Here is a 26,021-nt window from a genome sequence, read left to right as displayed (position 1 = left end):
CATGGACACAACTCTTTTATCCCTTTATTTAAAAACCGCGACACAATCCCTTCATGACCGTGTAGAAGAAAAAATGAACGCTAAAAAAATTTTCACCCCCTTTTATACAGTAGAGGATTATAAACAACTTATCTGGCAGAATTATTTATTTTTTTCTCATTTTGAAGAAGCCGTATTCAACAGCTTTTCTCCTCCGCTGAGGACAGCCCTCCAGCTTCCCCTGCGAAAAAAACTCCCCTACCTTGTAGCAGACCTGGAAGTATTAGGGTTAACAGCATCTGGTACCGCGTCCTATACCGATACCTGCAGTGAGGCAACAGCCATGGGCATACTATATGTAATGGAAGGTTCCACCTTAGGGGGAAATGTGATAAAAAAAAGGCTCACTTCACTACCTGCCTTTACGGATATATATTTCAACTTTTTCGGTTGTTATCAAGAAAACACAGGGCCTTTCTGGACACAGTTCAAAGAAGTACTGGACACCCGTTTTACCACCGATCAATATGAGGAGGTATACCGGGGTGCAGTAAAAGCTTACGATTACATGGCCGCTCACTGATACATTAAATACGTTATTATTGTACGACGATATATAAAAGCCTGTCACTTGACAGGCTTTTATATATTTCACTTCATTGAGCGGTGTCATTTCTAGGGCCACCACATAATGAATATTTCCGCCGGCTATGTATTAATGTTCATGTCCACCGGCATTACTTAATTTGGCATTGACAAAAAAAGCTCCCTTCACTACTATGCCCGCACCCTTGGGTATATCTTTTACAAAGGTAATAGCGGTATACCCCATATCCGAAACCCCTTTCAGTACTTCTATTTTTTCAAAATTCGTCCCTTCTTCCTGTTGCTTTTGTCCTTCCCCCTTTTTATGTTCATGACCTTCCTCTCCTTCTTTATGATCATCCGCTTTTTTATCCGTAACCACGAAAATATAATACCTGCCATCCGCATTCACAATAGCATCATTCGGCACTGCTGGAGTTGTTACATTATTCAGGCTAACAATACCGGTAATATTCATACCGTCTATCAACCCGTTTTTATTGCCGTTTACTTTACAATGTACCGCTATTGTTTTGCTGTCATTTTCAAAGGAAGAGCCGATGCTGAAAACAGTAGCATCGTATTCAGTAGTGGGATTATTGGTCAAAGTAAAATGTATGGTCTGCCCCACTTTTACCTGTGGCAGGTCTTTTTCAAAAACCTGCAGGTCCAGGTGCAGGGAACTGTTATCTACTATCTCAATTACAGGGGAGGACACATCCACATAACTGCCTATTTTGGCAAATACATTACTCACCGTACCACTTAACGGGCTTGCCACTACTAATGCCGTTTTTAGATTACTATTGGATATAGTATGGGGATTGATACCCATCAGTTGTATCTGTTGCTGTAAAGAAGCTTTACGGGTACGCAGACTGTTCAATTCTGCCGTAGCAGTTTGCAGGTTCTTACCGGCGCCGGCGTTACCTTCATTTAAAGCCTGCTGGCGTTGCAGCTCCTGTTCGGCAAAAGTTATTTTACTGCCGATTGTCAGGTACTCTTCCTGGAACTGGATAAACTGCGGATTAGCAATAGTGGCAATGACCTGTCCTTTTTTAACATAATCACCAATTTGCACATTCAATGTTTTTACCACACCGCCATATAAGGAAGTGGCATTGGCCTTATTATTATTCGGCACTTTCAACATTCCATTGGCACGGATAGTTGCCGTAAGCTCTTTATGCTCTACCACCGCCATTTGTATACCCACTGTCTTTATCTGCTCCTGCGTCAACGTAACAATAACAGGTTCAGCCGCACCATTATTTTCTTTTGCGCCTGCCGTTTCTTCCTGTTCCTTAAGTTTCTCCTTTTTCTTATCCGTACAGGCAGCAAACAACAAAGCGACTGCAAGTATAGAGATGACGATATGTATCTTATTTATAGAAAGTCTCATACAATTTACTGGTTAATAAATGAATAAATAGTAATAACCGATTGGTTCAACTGCTGGATACTTTTCAGGTAACCCAATTGTATATCAGTGGCTGTTTGCAGGGCATACAGGTATTCCACATACCCGATATCACCGGTTTTATAGCCTAACTGTGCTGCGGCAATAATTTCCCCGGCATTAGGCAATGCCTGGTCACGGAAATAATTGTACTGCTCTATATCCTGCCGGTATTGCACCAGTGCATTTTGCATTTGTGTTGACAGCAACTGCTGTTGCTGTTGTGCATTGGCGGTTGCGGCCTGTTTTTTATACTCCAGTGACTTTATCCTGGCTTTGGTAGCCCCAAAGGTTAAGGGAATGGCAATGCCAATGTTCACAGAGCTAAACCGGTTACCCGCATTGAAAAACTTTTCTGTACCATTTACATTCTGAAAGCCAATCAGTGACTGGTTCACATAACCCAGCGTAAAGTCAGGCAGGCCCTGGGCCTTCTCCACCCTTTTGGTTTCTTCTGCAATCAGGGCATCCTGGTATAACAATTGAATCGCGGGATGATTTACCACTGCTGCACTATCTATTAACTGTTTTACCTGCAGCGGCTGAAACACTTCCTCCACAACACTAAATCCATCCCTGGTATTCATCACCGTTTGCAGGTTAGCATAGGCATTGGCCAGGTAAACGTTGTTTTGCCGTAGCAGTAAACTTATCTCCCCTTTTTTTGCCGCCGCTGTACTGATATCTACCTTTTTGGTATCACCGGTTTTATACCGCAGTTCAGCGATCCTGATAAAATCCCGGTACAGGCTATCCAGTTGTTCTAACTGTTTTTGGTTATGCCTGAAATATTGTACCTGGTAATAGTAGGTACGCACCTGCTGTTTCAGTTCCAGTACGGTAAGTGCCTGTTGCAATTGCCGGCCTTTTATTTCCGCACCGATCAATTCCCGCCTCGCTCCAAACAACGAAGGGAGGGGTATGGTCTGGGCAACCTGGAAGGACTGGTCAAACTTAACACTGTTATACTGACCCAGCTGTGCATTGAGATCCAGTTTAGGCAATTCGCCTACTGTCTTTCTTAAAGCTTCACCGGCTTTTATTTCCAGCTCACGGGCTTTTATACTGCCATTATTGTTAATTGCTACTTGTATTGCTTCGTCCACAGACAAAGACCTCGCTTCCTGCGCCATGCTATTCATCCCCGTTAATAAAAACAAGAGTAGAAGTGTAGTTATAATAGGTTTCACTTTGGATCCAGGTTTAAATGAAATTTTTGAATTAAAGATGATATATAAAAGAGGTAACACAAACAACGTCAGAAACGTGGCTGTCATCAAACCACCGATCACTACAGTTGCCAGGGGCTTTTGTACTTCCGCACCGGCGCTGGTACTTAAAGCCATGGGTAAAAATCCAAGGCTTGCCACAGTAGCTGTCATCAATACCGGCCTTAAGCGGATACGTGTTCCTTCCATCACAATCTTCTCTATCCATTTTTTCTCAGCATCCTTTTGCTTATTGCTTGTTGTTGTTTCTTCATTGTCCACTGTCAATTGTCCACTGTCAATTGTTAACTGTCCATTGTCAATTGCCCCTTCCTTCCTCAACTGGTTAAAAGTCCCGATCAATACAATGCCATTCAACACCGCCACGCCAAACAAGGCAATAAAGCCAATGCCGGCACTGATACTGAAAGGCATACCACGGAGTAATAAAGCCAGTATACCGCCAATAGCACTCATGGGAATAGCGGTAAAGATCAAAGCCGCCTGTTTTACTGAACGGAAAGTAAAATACAGTAACACAAAAATCAGCAGCAGTGAAACCGGCACTGCTATCATCAGCCGGTTACTTGCTTCTTTGAGGTTTTCAAACTGGCCACCATAAGTAAAATAATAACCCGGTGGCAGCTTAACCGAATTGTTCAGCTTTTGCTGTATATCTTCCACCACGCTTTGCACATCACGTCCCGAAACATTAAAGCCTATCACGATCCTTCTTTTTCCCGCTTCGCGGCTGATCTGTGCCGGACCTAATTTATAATCAATGGTTGCCACTTGTGATAAAGGTATCTGGTTACCGGTGGCGGTAGGTATCATAAGTGTACTTACATCTTCAATACTGCCGCGGTGGGCACTGTCCAGGCGCACTACCAGGTCAAACCGTCTTTCATTTTCAAACACCACCCCGGCAGCCTTGCCGGCAAAGGCCGTACTCACCACATCATTCACTTCCTGTACATTTAAACCGTAGTTGGCCAGGCGGGTACGGTCATACTCCACGTTGATCTGTGGCAGACCACTTACTCTTTCCACCTGCGGGGCCGTAGCCCCTTCTACTGTTTGTATTACCTTACTTACCCGGTTGGCATAGACGGAAAGTGAATCGAGGTTTTCTCCAAAAATCTTCACGGCTACATCCTGGCGGATACCCGTCATCAGTTCATTAAAACGCATCTGGATGGGCTGGTTTTTCTCAAAGAAAACACCGGGTATGGCTTCCAGCTTTTCACTGATGGCATCGGCCAGCTCATCATAGGTCCTGCCACTCTTCCATTCACGCTTAGGTTTCAATATGATCATCAGGTCGGAAGCCTCCGGCGGCATAGGATCGGTGGGTACTTCAGCAGCGCCGGTTTTACCCACCACCATCTTCACTTCTTCAAACTCTTTGATCATACGTGAAGCCTGCATAGAGGTTTCAATACTCTGACTTAAGGAGCTGCCCTGTGGCAGGATACAGTGAAAGGCAAAATCACCTTCCTGCAATTGCGGTATAAATTCCCCGCCCATATTTTTAAACAACAGAAGGCAGCCCGCCAATACGGCAACCGTTATGCCCACCAGCCAGTATTTTATTTTGATAGCTCTTTGCAGGAGTGGCCGGTACAGGTTTTGGAATCGTTCCATCATCCTGTCAGAAAAATTCTTTTTATGCACTGCTTTTTTGGACAGGAACAAAGCGCACATCATGGGTATATAGGTCAGTGATAAGATAAGCGCCCCCAGGATGGCAAAGCCCACCGTTTGTGCCATGGGGCGGAACATCTTGCCTTCTACACCTACCAGGGTTAAAATGGGTATATACACAATCAGGATGATGATCTCTCCAAAAGCTGCGCTGCTGCGGATTTTAGAAGCAGAGGTAAATACTTCCTGGTCCATTTCGGGTTGAGTGAGTCTTTGGGTGGATTTACGCAGCCCCAAATGATGCAACGTAGCTTCCACAATGATCACGGCACCGTCCACGATCAGGCCAAAGTCTATCGCTCCCAGGCTCATCAGGTTGGCACTCACGCCAAACACATTCATCAGGCCCAGGGCAAATAACATAGCCAGGGGAATGGCCGATGCAACGATCAAACCTGCTCTTAGATTCCCCAGGAACAGTACCAGTACAAAGATCACGATCAGGGCTCCTTCAACCAGGTTCTTCTGTACGGTATTGATCGCCCTGTCAACCAAATCGGTGCGGTCTAAATAAGGTTCTATCACTACATCATCAGGCAAGGATCTCTGAATAACCGGTAGTTTAGCCTTGATCCTGTTCACCACTTCATTACTGTTCTCCCCCTTTAACATCATCACCACGCCACCTACCGCATCCACTTCACCGTTATAGGTCATAGCGCCATAACGCACAGCATACCCAAAACGCACATCGGCCACATCCTTGATAAAAATGGGTACACTGCCGGTGGTATTTTTAACGCTGATATTTTTTACATCTTCCAGGGAAGTAACCAGGCCAATCCCGCGAATAAAATAAGCGTTAGGCTTTTTATCAATATACGCCCCGCCGGTATTCTGGTTATTCTTCTCCAGGGCGGTAAATATTTCGGTCACGCTAACGCCCATGGCTTTTAGGCGGTTGGGATTGACCGCTACTTCATACTGTTTCAGCTCGCCGCCAAAACTGTTTACCTCGGCAATGCCCGGGGTACCATATAACTGGCGGGCCACTATCCAGTCCTGCATGGTACGCAGTTCCTTGGCATCATACTTTCCTTCACTGCCTTTTTTAGGGTGGATAATATACTGGTATACTTCACCCAGTCCCGTACTTACAGGGGCCAGTTCCGGCCTTCCTATACCCTGCGGAATCTTCTCCTCCGCCTCTTTTAATTTTTCATTAATGAGCTGCCGGGCAAAATAAATATCTACTTCATCTTTAAATACCACGGTGATCACCGAGAGGCCAAACCTCGAAATACTGCGGGTCTCTTCCAGGTCGGGAATATTGGCAATACTCTGTTCAATGGGAAAAGTTACCAGTTGCTCCACTTCCTGTCCCGCCAGTGTGGGACAAACCGTAATGATCTGCACCTGGTTATTGGTAATATCAGGCACGGCATCAATGGGCAGGCGGGTGGCGCTCCAGATGCCCCAGACCACCAGCAGCAGGGTCATTACCCCCACTACCAGCTTATGCCGGATGCTGAATAATATAATTTTATCTAACACGGATTCTTGTTTAATTTTTATAAATAGCCTGAGTGGTGGCTACGGGGTAACCACCATGCGGTTAGCAACGGCCATAAAACGCATGGAGTAACCGGCATCATTAATACCGGGCACTGCTGTATAAGTTTGGTACGACAAAAGCATAAGCCAATGACTACGATTTAGCAGAATAACCTGCATAGCCGGACATAACCATCATTGGCCCTAACATGCAATTGTACAGTAAAAATTAAACGGTGAATTTGGGTGGGTTCCAGATATTGCCATCATAGCGGGAGATAAAGGAGCAATCCTTTAAGGTGATGGTCTGGGCCGCAAACTGTAATTTAGGTTGTTTCAGTTCGGGCATTTTAAAATCAAAAGAGGTAATGCTGGCGCTGCAGCAGTTACAATAACAGGAGGGACTGCAGCCGTCATCGCTGTCCCTGTCATGATCATGGGTTTGGGTAGTCATCACCGTTGCCGCATCATCATAACACTGGTTTTTGGCATCGCTGCAGGGCAGCAGGGCCAGCACCATCAGGTAAAAGGTCCATATAGCGAGAATTGACCGCATGTGCAGCAAAGATAGAAAACTTTTATACAAGTAGTAATGATAAAGTTTTGTTATACCGGCTGTAGTGCTACTATCAACTTTACCTGCCACGCTCGCTTCTACGTTCGGTCCGCTATTCGGCTTTAACACCCCTACTATTTATTCAATCAAATTTTAATATGAGAATTATTTAATAGGGGTAATAGGTTATTACAAAATTTTATAGCAAATCGAAAAACTTCTTATTACTGATAAAAGGAAACTTAATCCTGATATAATCAGGGCAGGAATGTTCGTCATGAGTCTCCCTCCGGAAGACTCGCGACAGATGATATAACGTTTCCTATTTTTAAAACTCTACCGATAACCGGGAATTAAATATAATCTCCTTCATTGAGGTACTCTAATATTGCATTTTTAATGTTTTCATAGTGCAAGCTTTTAACTATAATATCAGGGGGCACTAACACCTTATTTTCAGAAAGAACAAAGGAACTTAGTTTGTTGTTAAGATAATTAACAGTCCAAACATTCATGCCTATACTCTCATTACTGTTAACAAATAACTTAATATTCATGAAAGAATTTTCCAACTCTTCTTCATCAAACTCTACAACTGCGGACTCTGTCCACACTGAAAAATTTCCTTTATTAAAACTTATTATTTCCATTTACTTTTTTGCTTTATTTCCATAAACTTTAGCTATCCTTTTAATAACTTCATCTTGATTATGTTTATTAGAATACCCACGCTATTCGTAGTCTCTTCAAAGAAGAATCACTACAAAGAAAAGAAAGTTGTCATTCGTTTGCAACGAATGACAGAACTAAATCACAAAAAAATTACATCCAATAAACCTGACTTTCTACCTAAATAATAATCTTTAGCACTGCTATATAGATAATCCTGCGCCTTTTCTACTATTCCAGCCTCAACAGGATTTTGATGTATATAATTCAATTTCTGAAAACAAAAAGCAGTACTATACAGCTCAATAGGGTGGTTATCCTGTCGCCAAAACTGGTATTCACTATTCCGGCTGTTACCCTTGCCGGCTTCACTAAAAACTGGCAGCATCCAGTCCTTCCGGCTTTCCTGTTTATTTTCGCTGATCGCTTTAACAAGCTGTTTGGCTGTAAATTTCTTGAAATCGCAGAGCAGGTCACTTAAATTACTATTATTTGCAGCCAGTATTAAATGAATATGATTGCTCATAACACACCAGGCATATAACTTTAATCCTTTTTCTGCCTCGCAAAATTTTATACTATCCAGCAATATATCCCGGTATTGTTTCCTTGTAAAAACATCCACCCATTCTACAACGGCAAATGTTATAAAATGTATGGCTGACTGGTTTCGTATTTTATAGCCGCCGACGCTCATGGTGTATCCTGAATTTACATCTTTTTAATCAAAACTGCTGCACGTTATTCAACAATAAAAAAGCGTATGTAAAAAACATACGCTTTTATTTAATTATAGTTTTAATAACTTTTTAATATATCATATTCTTACAAACCATAGTTAAAGGCTTGGCTTTTGCAAAGCCGATGCTTTGTTAAAAACAAAGCATAACTTTCCTATTTTTTTAGAACACTACGAACAACCGGGGTCTGGGCTGCCTTTTTCCCCACCTTCTAAATCTATATATCTTATAACATCATTTTCAGCAAAAGCATAGGGGCTATTCCAAGGATAAGATTTTGCTAATGGGTCGACCGCTAAGAACCTTCCGGTTCTACTATCCTGTCCTCTAAACTTAAAGTCATTATAATTCCCAATCCCCGCCCACTCATTCACCTTCTCTTGTCCATTGAAACCAAACACCTACACGCTACGCAACTTTAAAACACTTGCAAAGACCTCACAGCTCTATACCAATACTACACAAATTTAATAGACTATTATTTCAAATGCAAGCATCACAGGAGCAAAAGCCAGGCTTAAAGCCTGGCTTTTGCTCCTGTGATGCTTTCGCTCAAATTACTTCAATTCCCCATTTTCATAGAGTAAGAGATAATATTCTATCGGATGCGCTGTCCCTGTTTCTTTTACGTTTCCAAAATAATCTACAATAATTGGAGCGTTACCCAATAGCATATGGGAAGTATCTTGAGTTTCAATATATTTTTTGGAGTCGTATAAAAAGACCCAGTAATTATTCTTCTCAATAACATCCGTTATTATAAATTCGTCATTTGTAGGAGGTTTCCCTACTTTCTTTAAAACAATATTTTTAGCATCTTCTATATTAATCATAATAAATTATTTTGTAGGCAAGAAGCCAAAATTTTGATATTTAGATAAATCGGCTGCTTTCCCTGTTTGCCCATCAACAAAATTAATTTTCCCTTTCTGATTGACTACATTGAATACATGCCCAACTTGACCAGTTCCTCTATTCCCAAAAACAATGCCCATTTGCCCCGGCTTGTTAACCTTTGATTTTACTTGGTCAATAGTAAGCCCCAAGGTAAACTTCTGTCCATATTCCTTTTCCAAAATAGTAAGGCTTTTAGGTTCAGAATTAAGGGCAGAAGAATTTGTGCCTTTTAAATACAGGTCAGTTGCAATGGCACAATTAACACAATTCTTATTTCCTCCAACTTGGTTTATATTTTTAAGGTTAAACGTTGAGTTATCGGTGGCTTGATTCGCCGTAGAGTTACTATTCCCTAAAGTTGGGGAGCCTGGGGTTTCGGGTTTACTTGGTTTGGGACTATTGTTTTTAGTACTTAAATTTTGTAAATTTTTTATCCCGGTTCTGGCGTTGTTTAGTATAGGTTTTGTTACCACACCTGTGGCTCCTCTTGTAAGATAATTTGAGGTATAATCAACTGCATCAATTCCATTTTCCGCAACTATGGTTAAACCCTTCACCATATTTGCAAATTTTATTTCCCCATCACTCGGCCTCGCTTGGTACCAGTCTTTTACACTCTTTGCATATGCGTCTTTTACTTCCGCTGGCACGGCATAAGGCCCCCATTTATCGAATAACACTTGACCTCCAGGTGTAACAACTCTAACCCTCTCCAAGCCATCTAAGTCAATAGAAGATATAGGTTCGTTCTCTGCAAAAGCATAAACACTGTTCCATGGATATTCTTTTTCTAACGGGTCAACCGATAAAAACTTAGCTAACCTTGGGTCATATATCCTAAACCCATAATCCTGCTGGTTACCCTCACCTTTTACCTCGTTATCATTTTCCTTTCCATTGAACCCATACCGGTACCGGCCCTCGTTTACCAATGGCATGGCTGTGCTGGGGGTAAAATTACTACCGCTATAAGCCGTATTCAGCACAACATCATAACCATTTCCGCTCATATCGGTAAGACCCGTACTCTCCCCGTCATTGATGGGCCAGTAGGCTGCCAGGTCGGTTTGTGGTGCGGATACGGTACTGTTCATATTGGCCATGATCTCGGCCTGCGTACGCACACGTCCCCATACCCGCACTTCATCAAACTGCCCGTTCATGACACCATAGTAACCCGAACCCACCATATTGCTGGCATATACATCCGTCTTCCAGGATGTAAGCCCTGTTTTTACCAGTACACCGTTCACATACAGGTACGGTGTTTTGTCATTATACACCACGGCAATATGGGTCCAGCCGTTCACAGCGCCCTCCCAGGATAGCAAACAAGGCATATAGCTAGCTGCATGCTCATATACACTCACCCCATTGGTTCCCACACTAATACCTACACCTGCGGCATCTGTACTAAGATCAATAGCGGAACCACTCAGGGCATCAATTACATATTTCTGACCACCGACCCCTGCCAGACCTGTCGGACTTTCCGGGTCTATTTCATGCGTAGTAGCTGGATTCACCCATAGTTCTATGGTAAAATTATTATGTGCCGCTGCAATGGCCCTGGAGGTTGCTTCGTCATAACCATTTAAAGTTCCGGCATAAGGAATGGTTGCTCCCGTAGGTGTTTCCTCCGGCGCTACCGGTCCGGGGAATACCCTGCCTGGTAACTGCATACCAAAAGGCGCATAGTCGGCAGCATTCACCACATCGGCTATATAATAATCAACCGTGCCATCGCTGCTTACATCCACAGCCAGCTTTTTATCACTGATCACCGCCAGCACATTCCCCAGGTGGTTGCTTAATTCAAAGAACTTGTTTCCTCTTTCAAAGTTAAGCGATAAAGTGCTTCCCGGTGCTTCTGTAATGGTCATGTCCACATCCTTGTTCCAGATGCCGATCCTGCTGCTGCCATAGAGGTGATGTTCGGTCAATTTCAGCCCGGGTGCAGGCGTTTCCTCCGGCCCGTTACCGGTGTAGATGGCCATCACATTCCCAGACGCGTCCCGTACATACTGGGTATACTTACCACTTGTCTCGCCAAATTTCTTCACCCATTTACTCACCCTGTTGCCGGCCACATCATAACCATAGCGAATGGTTTCCACATTATTGTTGGCTGTCTGGGTTTTGGTGATCTTTACTATTTTGCCATATACATTCCAGCTAATATCCGTAATATTTTCTGCTATATCAGCGGTCAGGTTGCCTATCGCATCATAGCTGTAGTTATCATCGGGCTGGTTATCTATATCTGTCAGGTAACTGCTGCTGCCAATGGCATCCTGTACATGACGCAGTTTATTATTTGCCAGGCGCTGGTTCACATCCTTATTATACTGGTAGGTCAGCTGGTCCATCACCACCGGCTTGCCGGCTGAAGGATTACCATTACGCAGGTAGGTCAGTATATTACCATTGCCGTCATAACTGATCTCCTCCTTATAGTCATTGGTTTTTGTAATACCGGACCAGCCATTGCTTACATTATAGCCCTGCCACATATCCATTTTCACCAGGCGGTTCAACTGGTCGTACTGGTAATTATATAATTTGGTGTCGCCCAGTTTAGGAATACCTACTACCATGGAAGATATATTACCATTATACAAAGACCGGTATTCCGTACCCATATAAGCCGAGTGGCCGGGGAATACACCCTGTACCGCTGCGCCGATGGGCTGGTACTCGCCATTATAATAATTCAGGGAGAAACGGAAAGCATCGCGGCCCACATACCGGTTAGCTCCGCCATCTACCAGGGCATTGGCATCACTATCCAGCAGGGTATCGCTATTCACCCCTTTTAACCAGCCCTGTAAGGTATAGGCATAATCGATGCCCTGCACCTGTTCCTGGCCTAATACAGTCCTGGCCAGCGGACCGTGTTTATAGTATTGATAAAACGCTTCATGTTCTTCCAGGTGAGTATTACCAATCATCAGTTTATGGTTGCTGGTATACACATCGGTAATGCGGTTCTCAGCATCATATTCATAACGGTGGTATAATTGGTCTCTTTGTCCAGGTTGGTAATGCACCTGGTTTACTTTTCCGCTGATCAGGTCATATTTATAGGTCATTACCTTGAAACGATTATCACCATTGGCCGCCATAATACCGGTGCGGTAATCCTGTTGCAGGGTGTCTACATTACCGTGTATATCGTAACAGTAAACGGTAGCCTGGTCATATTCACTATATACCGGTGAACCAACCCCTCTGAGAGAATAAGGCAGGTAGTCGTACACACGGGTATAACTCACCCTGTTTCTCAGGGTGTACCTTTTTTGTCTTATAGGAATAGGAATTGCTAATACTCCTGAATTAACAGGATTATCATAGAAGGTAGCTGTTACCTGTTCAGCCACACATGTTTTTCCACCTGCAGTATAATAATAACGCAACCAATCGTTCAGGGCAACCGGATCCCTGGCTATAGCCTGCGTCATTGCTGTTGTCTGCTGTTTTTGCCCAACTTCTGTAATGCGCCCTAAAAAGTCATACTGGGTATAGCTGTATTTACCTTCTGCTAATTGTTTCGCATTACGGCTTACTGTCAGCCTGCCCAGCCTGTCGTACCAAAATTCACTATATCCTCCATCAGGGCTTTTTTGCGACACTACCTGGTTCAGACTATTATACCGGTAGGTTGTAGCCAAAGTATGCGTGGGCACTTTGCGTAGTCCGGCTGCCCTTTTCACTTTTACATCATTCAGCCAGCCCAGGTCGCGGTTAGGATGAACCCCCTCCGGTGGTACGGTTTTCACCAGGTTACCCGCCTGGTCATAATAATATAAGGTATAGTGATACTCACTTACCGGGTGCGTAACGGTAAATACTTCCCGGTTAGCTGCTTCCAGGCATTTTTGCTGGTAAGCTTCTGCAAAAGCATTTTTCAACGAATCAGTATATAAACGGTACAGCTCTGTCGCCCGTACAATAGCAATATTGGTAGAGTCGGCACAGGGATCGCCCTGGTTAAATACAGATGGCTCATTGGCGGCCTTCTTACCACATAAAAGGAGTGTAGATACGGATTTTACAGGAGGTTGATAACTGCAGATATCCAGTTCACGGTAACATCGCTCAACAAAAAACCTTTTTATTTCCCTAAATATAAATTCCGTCGCATTTCTCCTGTTAAAGAAATTCGTAAACGCATCATCCTCCCTTAATGGTTCAAAATCAAAAATATCTTTCGGAACATTTAAACCCCCATTATACGAACCAAAAGGAGCTATCTGGAAGTTTTGTCCAAGTAGTTTTTCCCTGGCAGACAAACTTGCCGCGGTAGGCGCTTCTTTGTAAGTTCCGGACCAACCGATCCTGCCGGTTCCGTTCAATTCATTATTCACCCTGGCCAACTGGTTAATAATCGAATCGAAGTTCCTTGCAAATAAAGAGTCCAACGCAAACATATCGATACTTCTTAAACGAGGCAGCTCAAATGATAGGGAATCAAAACTATGCCGGCCGGTATTCCTGGCAATGATCATCAGGAAGTTCAGATTCGGGAAATTGATATTCATCTTCGGGAATATCTCGTTAAAGCTTTTACCGGTAGTATCGCTATCTGTTTGATATATTCCTTCAATTGGCCATTAATATACTCACGCACCCTCGCCTGTTTTAAACGATTGATTTCGTAAGTATTTACATCAACACGGATATCCCTGAAATCCCTGAAAAAAGGCGAATTGCTCCTGCGCTCAAAATAGGTTACCCGCAACGGAAGTAATCCCGCGAGGGTAAGATCGGAGCTGGCTGTAATATGATGCTGGGAAATATTCTGGTAGTTAAATGGTGTATCAACTCCGGACCTGTAATTCCAGTTATAGTTAATATACCCATTAGTAAACTTAACTAATTGACGTGTATCGACTGCGCGGCTTTTGATAATACTGATCCTGGGTAAAGCCGGCTTTTTTACCTTCAAAAGGGATGAATCAATTTTGACAGGAAAATGTTTTAACGGATTTTCAAACAGGGATGAATCTACAAGCTGTAAATAACGCTTATAGTAGCTAAGAGCAGAGTCTTTAGCGTAGCGGGGTAACGAATCTGCAGCAGACTGTTGGGCAGCAAGTTGCAGATTGACACATACAATAATTAACAAGCTGGTGGTAAGCTTGGTAAAAATCCGGTTCAACTGGTTCGGTTTAAATTCTTAGGCTATCATGCACGGTATCGGGTGGTCGGGCGTGAAGATAGGAATTCTATATTTACGAAAAGTTTCTTAAAATAATTTTTATAAAAAAATTACGCTGCTTAAATATATTTTTATTTATACTAATTGATAAAAATCATATAGTGTTAATATACTTAGTACATATTCTATATAAAGATATAATTAATACGTACTACAACCCCGGTACCAGCAAAGCATGTAACTCAAACAATGCCGACTCAGCATAAAAATGTTGCGCATCGATAGGATTGGTGTGCGGATATAGTTCGGTCTTTTTTGTAAACAGTATCTTATTGTGATGATAGATGGTACAAAAAGCAAATTGTTTAAAGTTGGATTCCGGTACCTGGGTAGCATAACCGGTTGTGGCTATGGCCCATGTTGAATCAAAAAGCCTGGCCACATTACGGGCCATCTGCTCCGTGATGGATTCAGATACACAGTTCTTTACTGCGGCCTCTGAAGCATCAATATCCAGCAGCCTTACCTTTTCATCAATTGTATAAGTGGTAATGCCGCCTTTAAAAACAGCTGAAGCCGCTGTAATAGAGGACAGGGCCAGCTGTAAAAACCCGGCAGTCACACTTTCTGCTACGGCAATACTTTCTTTACGTTCATGTAAAACATCGCCAATTTCTTTTATGATCGATTCCTGGAAGTTCATACAATTTTACATTTAATCCTAAGTCACTCTTTTTTTATTACAGGCAAGTACCCATTCCTTTGTGTCGCATATTTTACAAACAACCAAATCGCCAGGATGCTTTTCTTCTGTAAAGCCACAGGAACTACAGGAGTAATGCCCTTGTTTTGAAAATGTAGTCACCTTCTGTTTCAGCATAGCCGGCATAATAGGCAGTCCGTAACGTACATCTTTATCCTCGTAATAAAACACACTGATCTCTCCTGATATTTCTTCAATAGCAATTTCTATTTGTCCTAATTGCGATACTCCTTTTAATCTTAACTCCGAAAACAACTCCTGTGTACCCAGGGCCTCGGCCTTGAAATTATTAATAGCAAACCTGCCTTCCTTTATTAAACACATAGATTTACCTTCCATTATATTTTCAAAACCCTGGTGCCTCCCTATCAGGTAAGTGATCAACCGGTATACAGTAATAATTACAATGAATACCACAAACGAGGTAACCACACCTATTTCTTTATATATCATCGGATCACCGGCAGCAGAACCAAAACTGATAATAACCACCAGTTCAAAAATGGATAACTGTTTTACCCCCCGCTTTCCTAAAATTCTTAAAGCCAGTATAATGGCTATGATCATAATAAAACTGCGTAAGGCTATTTCCCAAAGGAAAGTCCAGTCCTCATCACCCACCAACAACTCTTTCCAGCTAATACCTAAACATATTACCTGCAACATCATAAAGCTGTTTTAATAAGTATACATCCAAAAAGCAAGCCAATGCAACACACCTTCACAACTTTGTTTGCCTGGTGCATAAAACGGCAACCGGCGGCAGGCAGATATATCAAAAAACTAGTGTATTTTCAGGTATGAAAAAACAATGCTTTGCCATAACATCCATCCTGTTATTATGCACCTGTTTTACCACTGTTCATGCCCAGCCCGTGCAGGGTTTACAACCAAAGCTGGCAACCGGGTGGAGTGCAAACGTGAATCCCGTTAACCCCTTGCCGGAATATCCCCGGCCACAACTCACGCGTAAAAACAACTGGAAAAACCTGAACGGACCCTGGCAATATACCATCCTGCCAAAAGCCGGCGCTAATACTATACCCTTATCCTTCCAGGGTAATATAACAGTTCCCTTTGCTGTTGAATCCTATCTCAGCGGTGTAGGCAAAACAGTAGGCAAAGACAGTATACTCTGGTACCAGCGTGTTATTGATATACCTGCCGGACTACGAAAACAAAAAACCCTTCTCCATTTTGGTGCCGTGGACTGGTCAGCAAAAATTTATGTAAACGGAATAGCCGTAGGTGAACATGAAGGCGGTTATGATCCCTTTACCATCGACATTTCCAAAGCCTTACAAAAAGGAAATAAACAAACCATCAGCGTACTGGTATGGGACCCCAGCGATAGCGGCCCCCAGCCCACCGGCAAACAGGTTGCTAAACCACACGGCATCTGGTACACCCCTGTTACCGGCATCTGGCAAACCGTATGGCTGGAGCATGTGCCGGAAACCTATATTATCTCCACCAGACAAACCCCGGATATTGATAAACAACAGGTTCATATTAGCGTTAACACACATGGCCTCCAGGCCGGCGATCTTATAAAACTCACGGCATGGGACGGTCAGCAACAGGTAGCAACCGGTTCTATAACAGCAGGCAATGATATTATACTGGATATTCCTGCCGCTAAACTATGGTCGCCGCAAACACCATTTTTGTACGACCTGAAAGTATCTGTAATACGAAAAGGAAAAGTTATAGATGAGACCGGTACTTATTTTGGCATGCGTAAAATATCAATGGCTAAAGACGGAAACGGTATACAACGCATGCAACTGAATAACCGTTTTCTTTTCCAGTATGGCCCATTAGACCAGGGCTGGTGGCCGGACGGTTTATATACAGCTCCCACTGACGAAGCATTACAGTTTGATATTGCCAAAACAAAAGAAATGGGCTTTAACCTGATACGCAAACATGTAAAGGTAGAGCCTGCCCGGTGGTATTATCATTGTGATAAACTGGGTATACTGGTATGGCAGGATATGCCCAGTGGCGACAGGGGCGGTAATGACTGGCTGCAGAACCTGAGGATAAAAATGCCGGGCAATGAACAGGTAGATAAGCATCACTTATTGCAGGCGCTCTTACCAGGACTGGTATTTGATAAAACCCGCACTCCTGAATCGGAAGCCATTTACCGTAAAGAATGGCAGGCCATTATGGATGGTTTATATAATTTCCCCTCCATTGTTTCCTGGGTTCCTTTTAATGAAGGCTGGGGACAGTTTAAAACAAAAGAAATCATTGACCGGACCATGAAACACGATCCGTCCAGGCTGGTGAACGGCATCAGTGGCGGTAATTTTTTTATGGGTGTGAGCCCTATTATAGACCTGCATTATTATCCCGGCCCGGCTATGCCCGATCCGGCGGTTTACGGCAATAAACAAATACTCATTCTTGGTGAGTTTGGCGGCCTTGGCTTGCCGGTAAAAGGCCATACCTGGCTGGAAGAAGGTAACTGGGGCTACCAGTCCTTCACCACACAGGCACAACTGCTGGACAGATATACACAGCTTGTGCAATCGCTTCATGAACTGATACAATCAGGTTTATCTGCCGCCGTGTATACCCAGACCACCGATGTAGAGGTTGAAACCAACGGCATTTTTACCTATGACCGTAAAGTATTAAAAATGCCCATGGAAAAACTTCAGGCCATACACGCACCATTGTATAAGATAGAATAGAAAGAATTAATGCGCTACCGCTTTTAAACCGATAATAGAACCGATCAGCGTGATGATAAAAAAGATGCGCCAGAAATTAGCAGGATCCTTAAATACAAAAATACCTACCAATACGGTACCCACTGCCCCTATACCGGTCCATACGGCATAGGCCGTACCGATAGGAAGGGTTTGTGTGGCTTTTATTAAAAGCCCCATGCTAATGGCCAGGCAAACCAGGAAACCGGCATACCATCCGTAAGCAGATGCGCCTGTTACTTCTTTTGCTTTACCCAGGCAGGCGGCAAAGCCTACTTCAAACAAACCCGCAATAATCAAGATGATCCAGTTCATACCCTTTTTATTTAGGGCAAAGGTGGATCAGCGGGAGGAAATATTATTTTACAAATGATAAAAACAGGTTACCGTATCTCGGCCCTGATGCGGCTAAGGCTTACCTGTGTAATACCCAGGTAAGAGGCAATATATCCCAACTGTACCCTTTGTAGCAGGTCGGGACTTTCATCCAGTAAGGTCCTATACCTTTCGCTAGCAGTTTTAAACTGTAAGCCGATCAGCCTCTCTTCCGTTTTAATGAGTTCTTTCTCTGCAAACTTGCGGCCCCAGTTGGCAATAGCTATATCCCCTTCAAATAATGTTTGTAAACTGGCTGCCTGCAATTCATACAGTTCGCAATCCTCCAGCAGCTCTATATCCTCGTAACCTTTTTGCCCGGCAACATAACTTTTCATAGATACTATCGTATCACCCTCTTTACCAAACCAGAAAGTTATTTCATTCTCTTCCTGGTAAGCATATCCCCTGGCTATACCTTTTTTTATAAAAAATATTTTGTGCTCTATCTTATCAGCGTGTAATAAAATATAACCCTTAGGATAATGTACTTCCGTTATACAGTCTTCCAGCTTTTGTAATGAAGCCGGTGGCAAGGGGTAAATATTGTCCAGTATCTGTTTGATGGTCATCAGTAATGAATGTATTAAGCTGTATCATTTTACAAGGCAGCAGATAAAAAAAGGGATACATAAGTACCCCTTAAAACTATGATCTTGTAATTAAATTACAACTATTATTTTACGTTAGCGCTAACAACTTTTGCTAAGTCAAACATAGAGATCTGGCCTTTGCCACCAAATAATGGTTTCAATTTGTCATCGGCATTGATCATTCTTTTGTTTTTGCTATCCTGTAAACCTTGCTTTTTAATGTAGTCCCATATTTTTTTAACGATATCAGGACGAGAAGCAGGTTTGCTTCCAATTACAGCAGCTAATTCTGCGCTTGGTGTTAACGGAGCTAAGAATGCAGCATTTGGTTTACGTGCTGATTTCTTTTTAGCTGCTTTTTTAGGAGCCGCTTTTTTAGCTGCCTTCTTTGGCGCTGCTTTTTTAGGAGCTGCTTTCTTCGGTGCTGCTTTTTTAGGAGCCGCTTTCTTTACTGCTTTTTTAGGAGCTGCTTTTTTAGCTGCCTTCTTTGGCGCAGCTTTTTTTGAAGTTGCCATTGTAGAATTTTTGGGTTAGTAATATTAATTTGACATTAAAGTTATATAAAAACATTATTTAAAAAACAAGGTGTTTATTTAGTTTTTTCCCTCTGCCCCTTAAGAGCATGCTATAGCCCGTTTTTTATGCCCTTCCCGGGGGAAAACACCCGTTTTCCGAGGGAAAAAGCAGGTTTGAGAGGCAAAAATGGGGATTCATGGTGGAAAAAATCACCCGCAAAAAAAGCTGTTCCCCCTCGTATATGCACAAAAAACAGCCCCTCAGCATCATAAAAACAGTAATAATATTATACAGGTAACACCGGTTTGCGTGAGGGATAGGGAGGGCGGCGACGCAGGAGCCGGTGCGAAACGCAGTGCAGCACGGAACCCCGGGATAGCCCGGCCCGCAGCTGCTGTATAAAATAAACCGGGTGAGGTACGAACCGTATACAGCCTTGCCGGCAGCAAGGGACACGCCCATAATAAAACAATTTTTAACCAGGGGCTGTCAGCTGTATCACTTTATGCAACATCAGTCCACCGCCCGGCTGCAACCTTTGCCCTGAACACCCATCTATGCTGCAACAAAGGGTTTCCGCCTAAGCGGTGCAGCCCTTCAGCTATAGTAACTACTATCCACAGCTACTGTATCAAAATATCAACCTGTTAACCTTTGGCCGGTTCTTTGCATATTATACATATGCGTTATACTGTATTCATTATTTGTACGGTACTTCTATCAACAGCCTGCAATATCCGCAAGGCCATTCATCCTACTGCCCGGGAAAAATATGAACGCAGTTACAAAGGCCCCGACTCATTATTACAAACATGGAAACAGGCATACGATGCCGCACTGCAACAACCGGTAAACATAGAACTACCCCTGGTAGTAACTGCCAGGTTGCATGATAGTATACCACATGCATTAGCTTACCGGTTTGCGGTTAACCAGGGACAGGTACTTATAACGGAATTGGATAGAACCGATGATTCCACCCTGTTGTTTGCAGAATTATTACGTTATAAAAAAGATGATCCGTCAAAAACCAATATACTGCAGGAAATAGAAAGTACTGCTACCCTGCTGGAAATGCCGGTAACAGAAAACGATACCATAACCATTATCCTGCAGCCGGGCATCAACAACCGGTCTTTATTCAGGTTCCGTATTTATGCACAACCAGGTTATGCGTTCCCCGTAGCAGGCAGGGTCAATACGGCTATCACCAGTTTCTGGGGAGCGGACAGGGATGGCGGCGGCCGCAAACACGAAGGTGTTGATATTGTGGCCGGGAGAGGAACACCGCTGCTGGCAGTGATGGATGGGCGCATTACCTCCACCGGCGACCGTGGCCTGGGAGGCAAACAGGTTTGGCTGCGGGATGCTGTTTTTAAAAAATCGGTGTATTATGCTCACCTGGACAGTATTGCCGCCCGTGACGGACAAGCCATAAAAAGAGGCGATACACTGGGCTTTGTAGGCAATACCGGCAACGCCATTACCACCATACCTCATTTACATTTTGGGGTATATGGCAATAACGGCGCTACGGACCCTTACCTTTTTATAAAACAATTGCCGGTCCCCTCCTTCCACGATAGTATTTTAATACGTAAGGGAATAACACGCAATAATAAAAATGAATTAAGGGCAGGCCCTTCCACAAAACATGCTTTATTGCAAACGGTTGGAAAGAATGAAAGCCTCACCATACTGGGAAAGCTCAGCAACTGGTATTATGTAAAAAAAGGAGCAGTGAGCGGCTTTATACTACAATCCAACATAAAGCCGGTATCATAACCGGCTGTTGTCATAAACTGTTTTATTCAGAAGAATAATAAATAATGAGGGGTAGCGATCAATATGAGAACCGGCCATATCACCCCATGATAGACAACTTATACATACAGGTATTCTACATTTGAAATAACAGGCTTGCTGCAATAATGGCTGGCATAATTAGCCCAGAACCGCAGCCACATAATATCCGCAGCAATATGATCTTCTTTGGAGGGCATCACGTTACGTAAACGTCCGTCAATACCTATAGCCGTATGATTGCCGGGTTTACAATCAGGATAGGTAGCAAAATAAAGATCGTAGGCATAATTAATAGTAGAAAGATGTTCTTTGGTTAAAGGGGTGATATCTCTGTCGTTTTTAAACAGGCCTGTTTCTTCATTATAAAACAGTTCGGTTAAATGAAGTCTTTCAATAGCCTCAAACCAGTTTTCATTCACTACCCTCCTGCAATTATGAAAATCCGTGGTTTCGCCTAAAAAGGGAGCATATTTATTAATGGTATGCTCCACCCCAAATTTAATAGCATTTTCCCGTGAGTCTGCAGTAATAAAAGTCTGCAACTGGCCAATTTTAATTGTCATGATACTGAGTTGTAAAAGTTAAAACAATAAGCGCAACATTTAATACAGATAAGGAGTGTATATATAGTTAGCAAGCTTCGTACCAATTGACTTTACAACTATTACAATTAACATAAATAAATTATAGTTTCTATCTCAAGGTTGCAACTTTAATGAATGCAAATATTTCAACCTAAGAGTAAACACTAAAACTATGCGTGTATAACCGTATATCTGGTTAACACGATAGGTTTTATGAAAATAATGGCATTATTTAGTTATGCATAAACACATTAACCATTGGTATTTTATTATGTGGCAGATTCGTTATACCGGTACAACCCTGTATAATAAAATACCGAGCTTCCGGATAACACTATGCAAACACCAATTAAAATGCTGCTGGCCGATAACCAGTATCAATACCGCCAGGCAATACTGGGTTTATTACACAACGCCTCCTATATACATTATTGCGGTGAAGCTTTTGACGGGGAGGAGTTGATAGAGATGACAGGCTGTACCAGGCCCGACCTGGTGATCGTAAATTTAGAGTTACCCTTATTAAGCGGCATAGAAGCTACCCGCATACTACGTAACCTTTATCCTGATTTAAAGATATTGGGGCTTACTGACTCCAGCCGTCAGGAACTGATCATACAAATGATGCAGGCCGGCGCCAATGGTTATATCATAAAAAATGCAGAGACCGTTGAGCTTAAAAAAGCGATTGATACCGTAATGAACAACCAGCCTTATTTCTGCAACAACACTACTTTACTATTAGCTGCCATGCTGTCCCGTGGCATCTTTAATACATTTACCACAACAAAATTGCCCGTTGATTTTTTTGCAGTGCATGAAAAAGAAATTTTACAGCTGATATGCCTGCAATACTCTTCCAAGCAAATTGCGCACAAGATAGGACTGGCCCACAGAAGCGTAGAAAAATACCGCCACGCCCTTATGCAGAAAACCGGCTCCCAGAATATGGCAGGCCTGGTATTATTTGCATTGCGCTATGGCATTGCACCGCCGGAAGTTTTACCAGGTAAACAGGATTGACTTTAGCCAGGGCACTATTGTATATTGGGTGTAACGGTTCTTTTACCCGGCCGTTGCCAACAGGCCCAGCCGAAAACCTGTATAAAAGAGTAGGCAGCATTTTAACCATTAAAGTTTTTGCTGTTTTTTGAATTATAAAAGCAGTATACCATATGCTTAAAACTAAAACAGTATTTGCGATCCTGGCCATTGCGGTGGCCGCCAGTTCATTTGCGTTCACTAACTATAAAAAAGCTCCGGTAACAGAACCTGAGCTGCACTGGTACTTTGTCAACGCATCCGGTTATATTACCGGTGAAGTATTGGATGATCAGAAACACCGCAAATCGGATATTATTGATCTGACTGGTTGTGAAGACAATGCAGGAATTGATTGTGCCCGGGGTTATGATACAGAGCAAACGATCAACATGCCCGCACCACCGGTTCCTTCCGGACTTCAAAAGATTCTAAAATATTAATAAATAAAGGTGGTACTAAGCACCACCTTTATTTTGTATTACAGTGCATCTTTTAAAACCAGTGTCGGCAATAACATTTCCTTCTTTTGCAACTCCATACCATATTTTTTTAAAGCTTTATTCAGTTCCGGCAAGGACAGGCTTTCAACCGCCTCACCCGGCAAACAGATATCAATAAAAAAATCAGCCTGGATCGTATTAACGAAGGGAATACCGTATTGTTCCCGCATAAATCCTTTCAACAACCCGGGAAATTCCTTAAACTTCACATGCCGTAAACACCTTAAACTATCCTGTACATCGCCATACTCTGATGACCTGGTCAAATTCCAGCTTACCTTACCGCCCTTCGTATATAACATATCCATACTACCGGTTTGTACCAATGCAATCACTTTATGCTTTCTTTTTTCCACCACAGCGCGGATAGGAAAATACCGGTTCAGGTCCTGTCGCATAAACTCAAACTTTTGTGGCGTTTTTTCCTTTGGTATTACCAATGTATAATAATACGCGTATTTCCTCTCCCATTCCCGCAGGTTTTCATCGCTTGGAGGCATACAAACCCCGTAAGGATCAGCAACTTCTACCACGGTTCTTCCGGGTTCGCTAAAATCTTCTCCTTCTGTTTCAGAATAAGCCTGCATATATAATTGTTCAACAGAAACATTCCTTGTCTCAATCAAATCAATTCGTGCCATTGTAACGCTATCATAGGAATAAGCGCTGCCTGTTTTATTTAAACCCAGGTAAGAAAACTGCCGCAAGAGGGGATAATACATTGTATCTACCAGGCTATTGACTCTTACCCAACCCGACTCATAGGTTGCCAGGTCCACTGTTTTATTTCGTAAATACCGGGCAATTGTACTATCCGTCGTTGTCTCTCCACCTGTTGAAGACAAAAAACGCAGATCCTGATCCAGCCATACATGCATGGGTAACCCCAAAGGCCTGAAAAGTTTTTGTAAGAGTGTATCGCCGGTAATAAAGGGCACAGCGGGTATCTTTATTTTACTCCGCTTTTTAAAAAAGCGGCGGGTAGAATCAGCACGCTGTGTATTTACCATAATGATCTGTATATCCTTGCCCCATTTTTTCTGCAGCTCATCAATTTTAGGAAAAGCCAGTATACAGCCCATACAACCGGTACTCCAAAAATCAAGTATCACCAGTTTCTTATCCAGCGTTGCAATATTTAAAGTAGCAGCATCGTGGTTTATCAATTCATTAAACACTACGGGCGGCATCATCTCTCCTTTTTGTAAGGGCTGTGCGTTTGCAACGGCCACTTTTATAAAAAGACATAATAAAAGCTGTTGTACATATATTGTTTTCATATCAATATCCAGGGTTTTGTTTTAAATGTGGATTACGGTCCATATCTGTTTGCGGAATCGGTAATAAAGCAGCATAGGGTTTCCATTGGGGCTTTTCGGCTATCAGCACGGCATCAATTGTACCGGTACGTTTGAGATCAAACCAGCGCTGCCCCCATTCACAAAAAAACTCCCGCCTTCGCTCCTGCATTAACAGGTTCATCATACTTAACTGGCCGGACGGCAATATATCCGTCAGTCCGGCCCTTCTCCTGATCCTGTTGATATCTGCAGCTGCCGCTTCTGGCTTATTCAGCGCTATATTAGCTTCTGCCCGCAACAGGTATTGCTCGGCTAAACGTAATACCTGAATATTTTCCGTTAAGACAGCGTTGGTACGCTCCTTATATTTATAAGGATAATAATAAGCGGTACCAGCCACCGTATTTCTCTTTGTCCAATTAGCCAGCCGCTGATCAGTTGGTTCAAATAGCTGTAATAGTTTATCACGCAAACGATAGGTGGGCATTATGGTTGCCGAAGCCGGTATAAAGGCAGTCCCTTCCGCTGTATTACTGTTTTGCCGCGCCATTAACCAGATACCTTCACTGCTGGCCGGTACAAAAACATTATTCAGGTTACTCACCAGGTTATACTGCCCGGAATCAATTACAGCCGTTGCCTCGTTAATAGCATCAGGCCATTGTTTACGGTAAACATATACCCTGGCCAGTAAGGCCCTGGCTGCATATTTGTTAGGGCGTAATTTGCCTGCTGACGGATAATTAACCGGCAGCAGTTCTTTTGCCTGTAAAAGATCACGGGTTATTTGTGTGTAAACAGCCGTATCCCTGCTACGGGGCAATACCGCATTTACCGCATAATCTGTACTTGTAACCAGGGGAATATCGCCAAATAAATTAACCAGGTAAAACAACAGCAAGGAACGAAATAACAATGCTTCGCCTGTAAGTTGTGCTTTTACAGTTGCTGATAAACCGGTGGACCGGGTAAGCCCTTCTAAAATACTATTTACAGCATATAGGTTACGATAAGCCGGCGTCCAAAAATTTATATTCACAATATTATTATTGGCCAGCAAGCTGTTTTGCGCAAATGGATCTGCGTTAGTATTGGTTGTTGAGTTGATAATGTCATCGGCCAATAAACCGCCATATACACTTAACCCGCCATTGGCCAGCCACAGAGGACCAAAAACGGATTGCGCATATACCCCTGTCATGGCCGCAGTAGCCGTAAGGTCATTATTAAATACCTTATTACTTTCCAGTAATACCGGTGAACGGTCAGGCTCTACCCATTTTTTGCAGGAACTTAACCCTAATAACAAAATAATGATCATCGGCCCTGCATACCTGTTCAAATAAAATAACTGTTTCATGATG

General features: G+C 42.9%; 21 protein-coding genes. 5 read left to right on the top strand and 16 right to left on the bottom strand.

Annotated features, from left to right (window positions below; genetic code table 11):
* The first annotated feature begins 1 nt into the window (after position 1).
* Positions 2–562, top strand: coding sequence for a biliverdin-producing heme oxygenase (locus ACFS6H_RS11855; RefSeq protein WP_386098707.1), 561 nt, complete (start codon positions 2–4; stop codon positions 560–562).
* Between the two features lie 132 nt (positions 563–694).
* Here the strand turns inward: ACFS6H_RS11855 and ACFS6H_RS11850 are convergent, their stop codons facing one another.
* The 10 genes from ACFS6H_RS11850 to ACFS6H_RS11805 form a co-directional block, all read right to left on the bottom strand.
* Positions 695–1,966, bottom strand: a complete 1,272-nt coding sequence (locus ACFS6H_RS11850; RefSeq protein ID WP_386098704.1) for an efflux RND transporter periplasmic adaptor subunit — start codon at positions 1,964–1,966, stop codon at positions 695–697.
* Positions 1,967–1,971: 5 nt separating this feature from the next.
* Positions 1,972–6,429 (bottom strand): CusA/CzcA family heavy metal efflux RND transporter, encoded by a 4,458-nt coding sequence (locus ACFS6H_RS11845; RefSeq protein ID WP_386098701.1) that lies wholly within the window; start codon positions 6,427–6,429, stop codon positions 1,972–1,974.
* A gap of 229 nt (positions 6,430–6,658) precedes the next feature.
* On the bottom strand, positions 6,659–6,985 hold the full coding sequence (locus tag ACFS6H_RS11840) for a DUF6660 family protein (RefSeq protein ID WP_386098698.1): 327 nt from the start codon (positions 6,983–6,985) through the stop codon (positions 6,659–6,661).
* Between the two features lie 353 nt (positions 6,986–7,338).
* Complete coding sequence (locus tag ACFS6H_RS11835; protein WP_386098695.1) at positions 7,339–7,635, bottom strand: hypothetical protein; 297 nt, start codon at positions 7,633–7,635, stop codon at positions 7,339–7,341.
* 161 nt (positions 7,636–7,796) lie between these two features.
* Positions 7,797–8,351, bottom strand: coding sequence for an REP-associated tyrosine transposase (locus ACFS6H_RS11830; protein WP_386098692.1), 555 nt, complete (start codon positions 8,349–8,351; stop codon positions 7,797–7,799).
* A gap of 600 nt (positions 8,352–8,951) precedes the next feature.
* On the bottom strand, positions 8,952–9,227 hold the full coding sequence (locus ACFS6H_RS11825; RefSeq protein ID WP_386098689.1) for a YrhB domain-containing protein: 276 nt from the start codon (positions 9,225–9,227) through the stop codon (positions 8,952–8,954).
* Between the two features lie 6 nt (positions 9,228–9,233).
* Positions 9,234–13,832, bottom strand: coding sequence for a LamG-like jellyroll fold domain-containing protein (locus tag ACFS6H_RS11820; protein ID WP_386098686.1), 4,599 nt, complete (start codon positions 13,830–13,832; stop codon positions 9,234–9,236).
* The gene (locus ACFS6H_RS11815) at positions 13,829–14,452 is read right to left on the bottom strand and encodes a hypothetical protein (protein WP_386098683.1); all 624 of its coding nucleotides are present in this window, start codon (positions 14,450–14,452) and stop codon (positions 13,829–13,831) included. Before ACFS6H_RS11815 ends, ACFS6H_RS11820 begins: the two co-directional genes overlap by 4 nt.
* A 211-nt stretch (positions 14,453–14,663) precedes the next feature.
* Positions 14,664–15,155, bottom strand: coding sequence for a CinA family protein (locus ACFS6H_RS11810; RefSeq protein WP_386098680.1), 492 nt, complete (start codon positions 15,153–15,155; stop codon positions 14,664–14,666).
* An 18-nt stretch (positions 15,156–15,173) separates the two neighbouring features.
* A complete protein-coding gene (locus tag ACFS6H_RS11805; protein ID WP_386098677.1) occupies positions 15,174–15,884 on the bottom strand; it encodes a DUF421 domain-containing protein in 711 nt (236 codons plus the stop codon).
* Positions 15,885–16,015: 131 nt separating this feature from the next.
* Here ACFS6H_RS11805 and ACFS6H_RS11800 point away from each other — a divergent pair, with 131 nt between their 5' ends.
* Positions 16,016–17,920 (top strand): glycoside hydrolase family 2 protein, encoded by a 1,905-nt coding sequence (locus ACFS6H_RS11800; protein ID WP_386098674.1) that lies wholly within the window; start codon positions 16,016–16,018, stop codon positions 17,918–17,920.
* 6 nt (positions 17,921–17,926) lie between these two features.
* On the opposite strand, the gene ACFS6H_RS11795 is transcribed toward ACFS6H_RS11800, so the two are convergent.
* The 3 genes from ACFS6H_RS11795 to ACFS6H_RS11785 all read right to left on the bottom strand — a co-directional run bounded on the left by ACFS6H_RS11795 (position 17,927) and on the right by ACFS6H_RS11785 (position 19,421).
* Positions 17,927–18,253 carry a DMT family transporter gene (locus ACFS6H_RS11795; RefSeq protein ID WP_386098671.1) on the bottom strand — a complete coding sequence of 109 codons (327 nt, stop codon included), beginning with the start codon at positions 18,251–18,253 and terminating at the stop codon, positions 17,927–17,929.
* 68 nt (positions 18,254–18,321) lie between these two features.
* The gene (locus ACFS6H_RS11790; protein WP_386098668.1) at positions 18,322–18,885 is read right to left on the bottom strand and encodes a Crp/Fnr family transcriptional regulator; all 564 of its coding nucleotides are present in this window, start codon (positions 18,883–18,885) and stop codon (positions 18,322–18,324) included.
* Positions 18,886–18,989: 104 nt separating this feature from the next.
* Positions 18,990–19,421, bottom strand: a complete 432-nt coding sequence (locus ACFS6H_RS11785) for an SWIB/MDM2 domain-containing protein (RefSeq protein WP_386098665.1) — start codon at positions 19,419–19,421, stop codon at positions 18,990–18,992.
* 682 nt (positions 19,422–20,103) lie between these two features.
* Here ACFS6H_RS11785 and ACFS6H_RS11780 point away from each other — a divergent pair.
* Entirely contained in the window at positions 20,104–21,207 is a 1,104-nt protein-coding gene (locus ACFS6H_RS11780; protein ID WP_386098662.1) for a peptidoglycan DD-metalloendopeptidase family protein, read from the top strand.
* Between the two features lie 98 nt (positions 21,208–21,305).
* On the opposite strand, the gene ACFS6H_RS11775 is transcribed toward ACFS6H_RS11780, so the two are convergent.
* Positions 21,306–21,791, bottom strand: a complete 486-nt coding sequence (locus tag ACFS6H_RS11775; protein ID WP_386098659.1) for a hypothetical protein — start codon at positions 21,789–21,791, stop codon at positions 21,306–21,308.
* 357 nt (positions 21,792–22,148) lie between these two features.
* Here ACFS6H_RS11775 and ACFS6H_RS11770 point away from each other — a divergent pair, with 357 nt between their 5' ends.
* Together ACFS6H_RS11770 and ACFS6H_RS11765 are read left to right on the top strand one after the other, a co-directional pair.
* Positions 22,149–22,835, top strand: coding sequence for a response regulator (locus ACFS6H_RS11770; protein ID WP_386098656.1), 687 nt, complete (start codon positions 22,149–22,151; stop codon positions 22,833–22,835).
* Positions 22,836–22,987: 152 nt separating this feature from the next.
* Positions 22,988–23,296, top strand: coding sequence for a hypothetical protein (locus ACFS6H_RS11765; protein ID WP_386098653.1), 309 nt, complete (start codon positions 22,988–22,990; stop codon positions 23,294–23,296).
* A gap of 38 nt (positions 23,297–23,334) precedes the next feature.
* On the opposite strand, the gene ACFS6H_RS11760 is transcribed toward ACFS6H_RS11765, so the two are convergent.
* Entirely contained in the window at positions 23,335–24,636 is a 1,302-nt protein-coding gene (locus ACFS6H_RS11760; protein ID WP_386098650.1) for a TlpA family protein disulfide reductase, read from the bottom strand.
* Position 24,637: 1 nt separating this feature from the next.
* Entirely contained in the window at positions 24,638–26,017 is a 1,380-nt protein-coding gene (locus ACFS6H_RS11755; RefSeq protein ID WP_386098647.1) for a RagB/SusD family nutrient uptake outer membrane protein, read from the bottom strand.
* Between the last annotated feature and the right edge of the window lie 4 nt (positions 26,018–26,021).

Origin of the sequence: Terrimonas rubra (genome assembly GCF_042686025.1) — a bacterium.
Classification (GTDB): Bacteria; Bacteroidota; Bacteroidia; order Chitinophagales; family Chitinophagaceae; genus Terrimonas; species Terrimonas rubra.
This window is presented reverse-complemented; position numbering and strand designations above follow the sequence as displayed.

Excerpts from the sequence above, each read along its gene's own strand:
- ACFS6H_RS11790 (WP_386098668.1), bottom strand. The coding sequence starts at position 18,885 with ATGACCATCAAACAGATACTGGACAATATTTACCCCTTGCCACCGGCT.
- ACFS6H_RS11820 (WP_386098686.1), bottom strand. The coding sequence starts at position 13,832 with ATGAATATCAATTTCCCGAATCTGAACTTCCTGATGATCATTGCCAGG.
- ACFS6H_RS11780 (WP_386098662.1), top strand. The coding sequence starts at position 20,104 with ATGCGTTATACTGTATTCATTATTTGTACGGTACTTCTATCAACAGCC.
- ACFS6H_RS11800 (WP_386098674.1), top strand. The coding sequence starts at position 16,016 with ATGAAAAAACAATGCTTTGCCATAACATCCATCCTGTTATTATGCACC.
- ACFS6H_RS11760 (WP_386098650.1), bottom strand. The coding sequence starts at position 24,636 with ATGAAAACAATATATGTACAACAGCTTTTATTATGTCTTTTTATAAAA.
- ACFS6H_RS11805 (WP_386098677.1), bottom strand. The coding sequence starts at position 15,884 with ATGATGTTGCAGGTAATATGTTTAGGTATTAGCTGGAAAGAGTTGTTG.
- ACFS6H_RS11775 (WP_386098659.1), bottom strand. The coding sequence starts at position 21,791 with ATGACAATTAAAATTGGCCAGTTGCAGACTTTTATTACTGCAGACTCA.
- ACFS6H_RS11785 (WP_386098665.1), bottom strand. The coding sequence starts at position 19,421 with ATGGCAACTTCAAAAAAAGCTGCGCCAAAGAAGGCAGCTAAAAAAGCA.
- ACFS6H_RS11755 (WP_386098647.1), bottom strand. The coding sequence starts at position 26,017 with ATGAAACAGTTATTTTATTTGAACAGGTATGCAGGGCCGATGATCATT.
- ACFS6H_RS11835 (WP_386098695.1), bottom strand. The coding sequence starts at position 7,635 with ATGGAAATAATAAGTTTTAATAAAGGAAATTTTTCAGTGTGGACAGAG.
- ACFS6H_RS11770 (WP_386098656.1), top strand. The coding sequence starts at position 22,149 with ATGCAAACACCAATTAAAATGCTGCTGGCCGATAACCAGTATCAATAC.
- ACFS6H_RS11850 (WP_386098704.1), bottom strand. The coding sequence starts at position 1,966 with ATGAGACTTTCTATAAATAAGATACATATCGTCATCTCTATACTTGCA.
- ACFS6H_RS11830 (WP_386098692.1), bottom strand. The coding sequence starts at position 8,351 with ATGAGCGTCGGCGGCTATAAAATACGAAACCAGTCAGCCATACATTTT.
- ACFS6H_RS11810 (WP_386098680.1), bottom strand. The coding sequence starts at position 15,155 with ATGAACTTCCAGGAATCGATCATAAAAGAAATTGGCGATGTTTTACAT.
- ACFS6H_RS11765 (WP_386098653.1), top strand. The coding sequence starts at position 22,988 with ATGCTTAAAACTAAAACAGTATTTGCGATCCTGGCCATTGCGGTGGCC.
- ACFS6H_RS11840 (WP_386098698.1), bottom strand. The coding sequence starts at position 6,985 with ATGCGGTCAATTCTCGCTATATGGACCTTTTACCTGATGGTGCTGGCC.
- ACFS6H_RS11855 (WP_386098707.1), top strand. The coding sequence starts at position 2 with ATGGACACAACTCTTTTATCCCTTTATTTAAAAACCGCGACACAATCC.
- ACFS6H_RS11795 (WP_386098671.1), bottom strand. The coding sequence starts at position 18,253 with ATGAACTGGATCATCTTGATTATTGCGGGTTTGTTTGAAGTAGGCTTT.
- ACFS6H_RS11825 (WP_386098689.1), bottom strand. The coding sequence starts at position 9,227 with ATGATTAATATAGAAGATGCTAAAAATATTGTTTTAAAGAAAGTAGGG.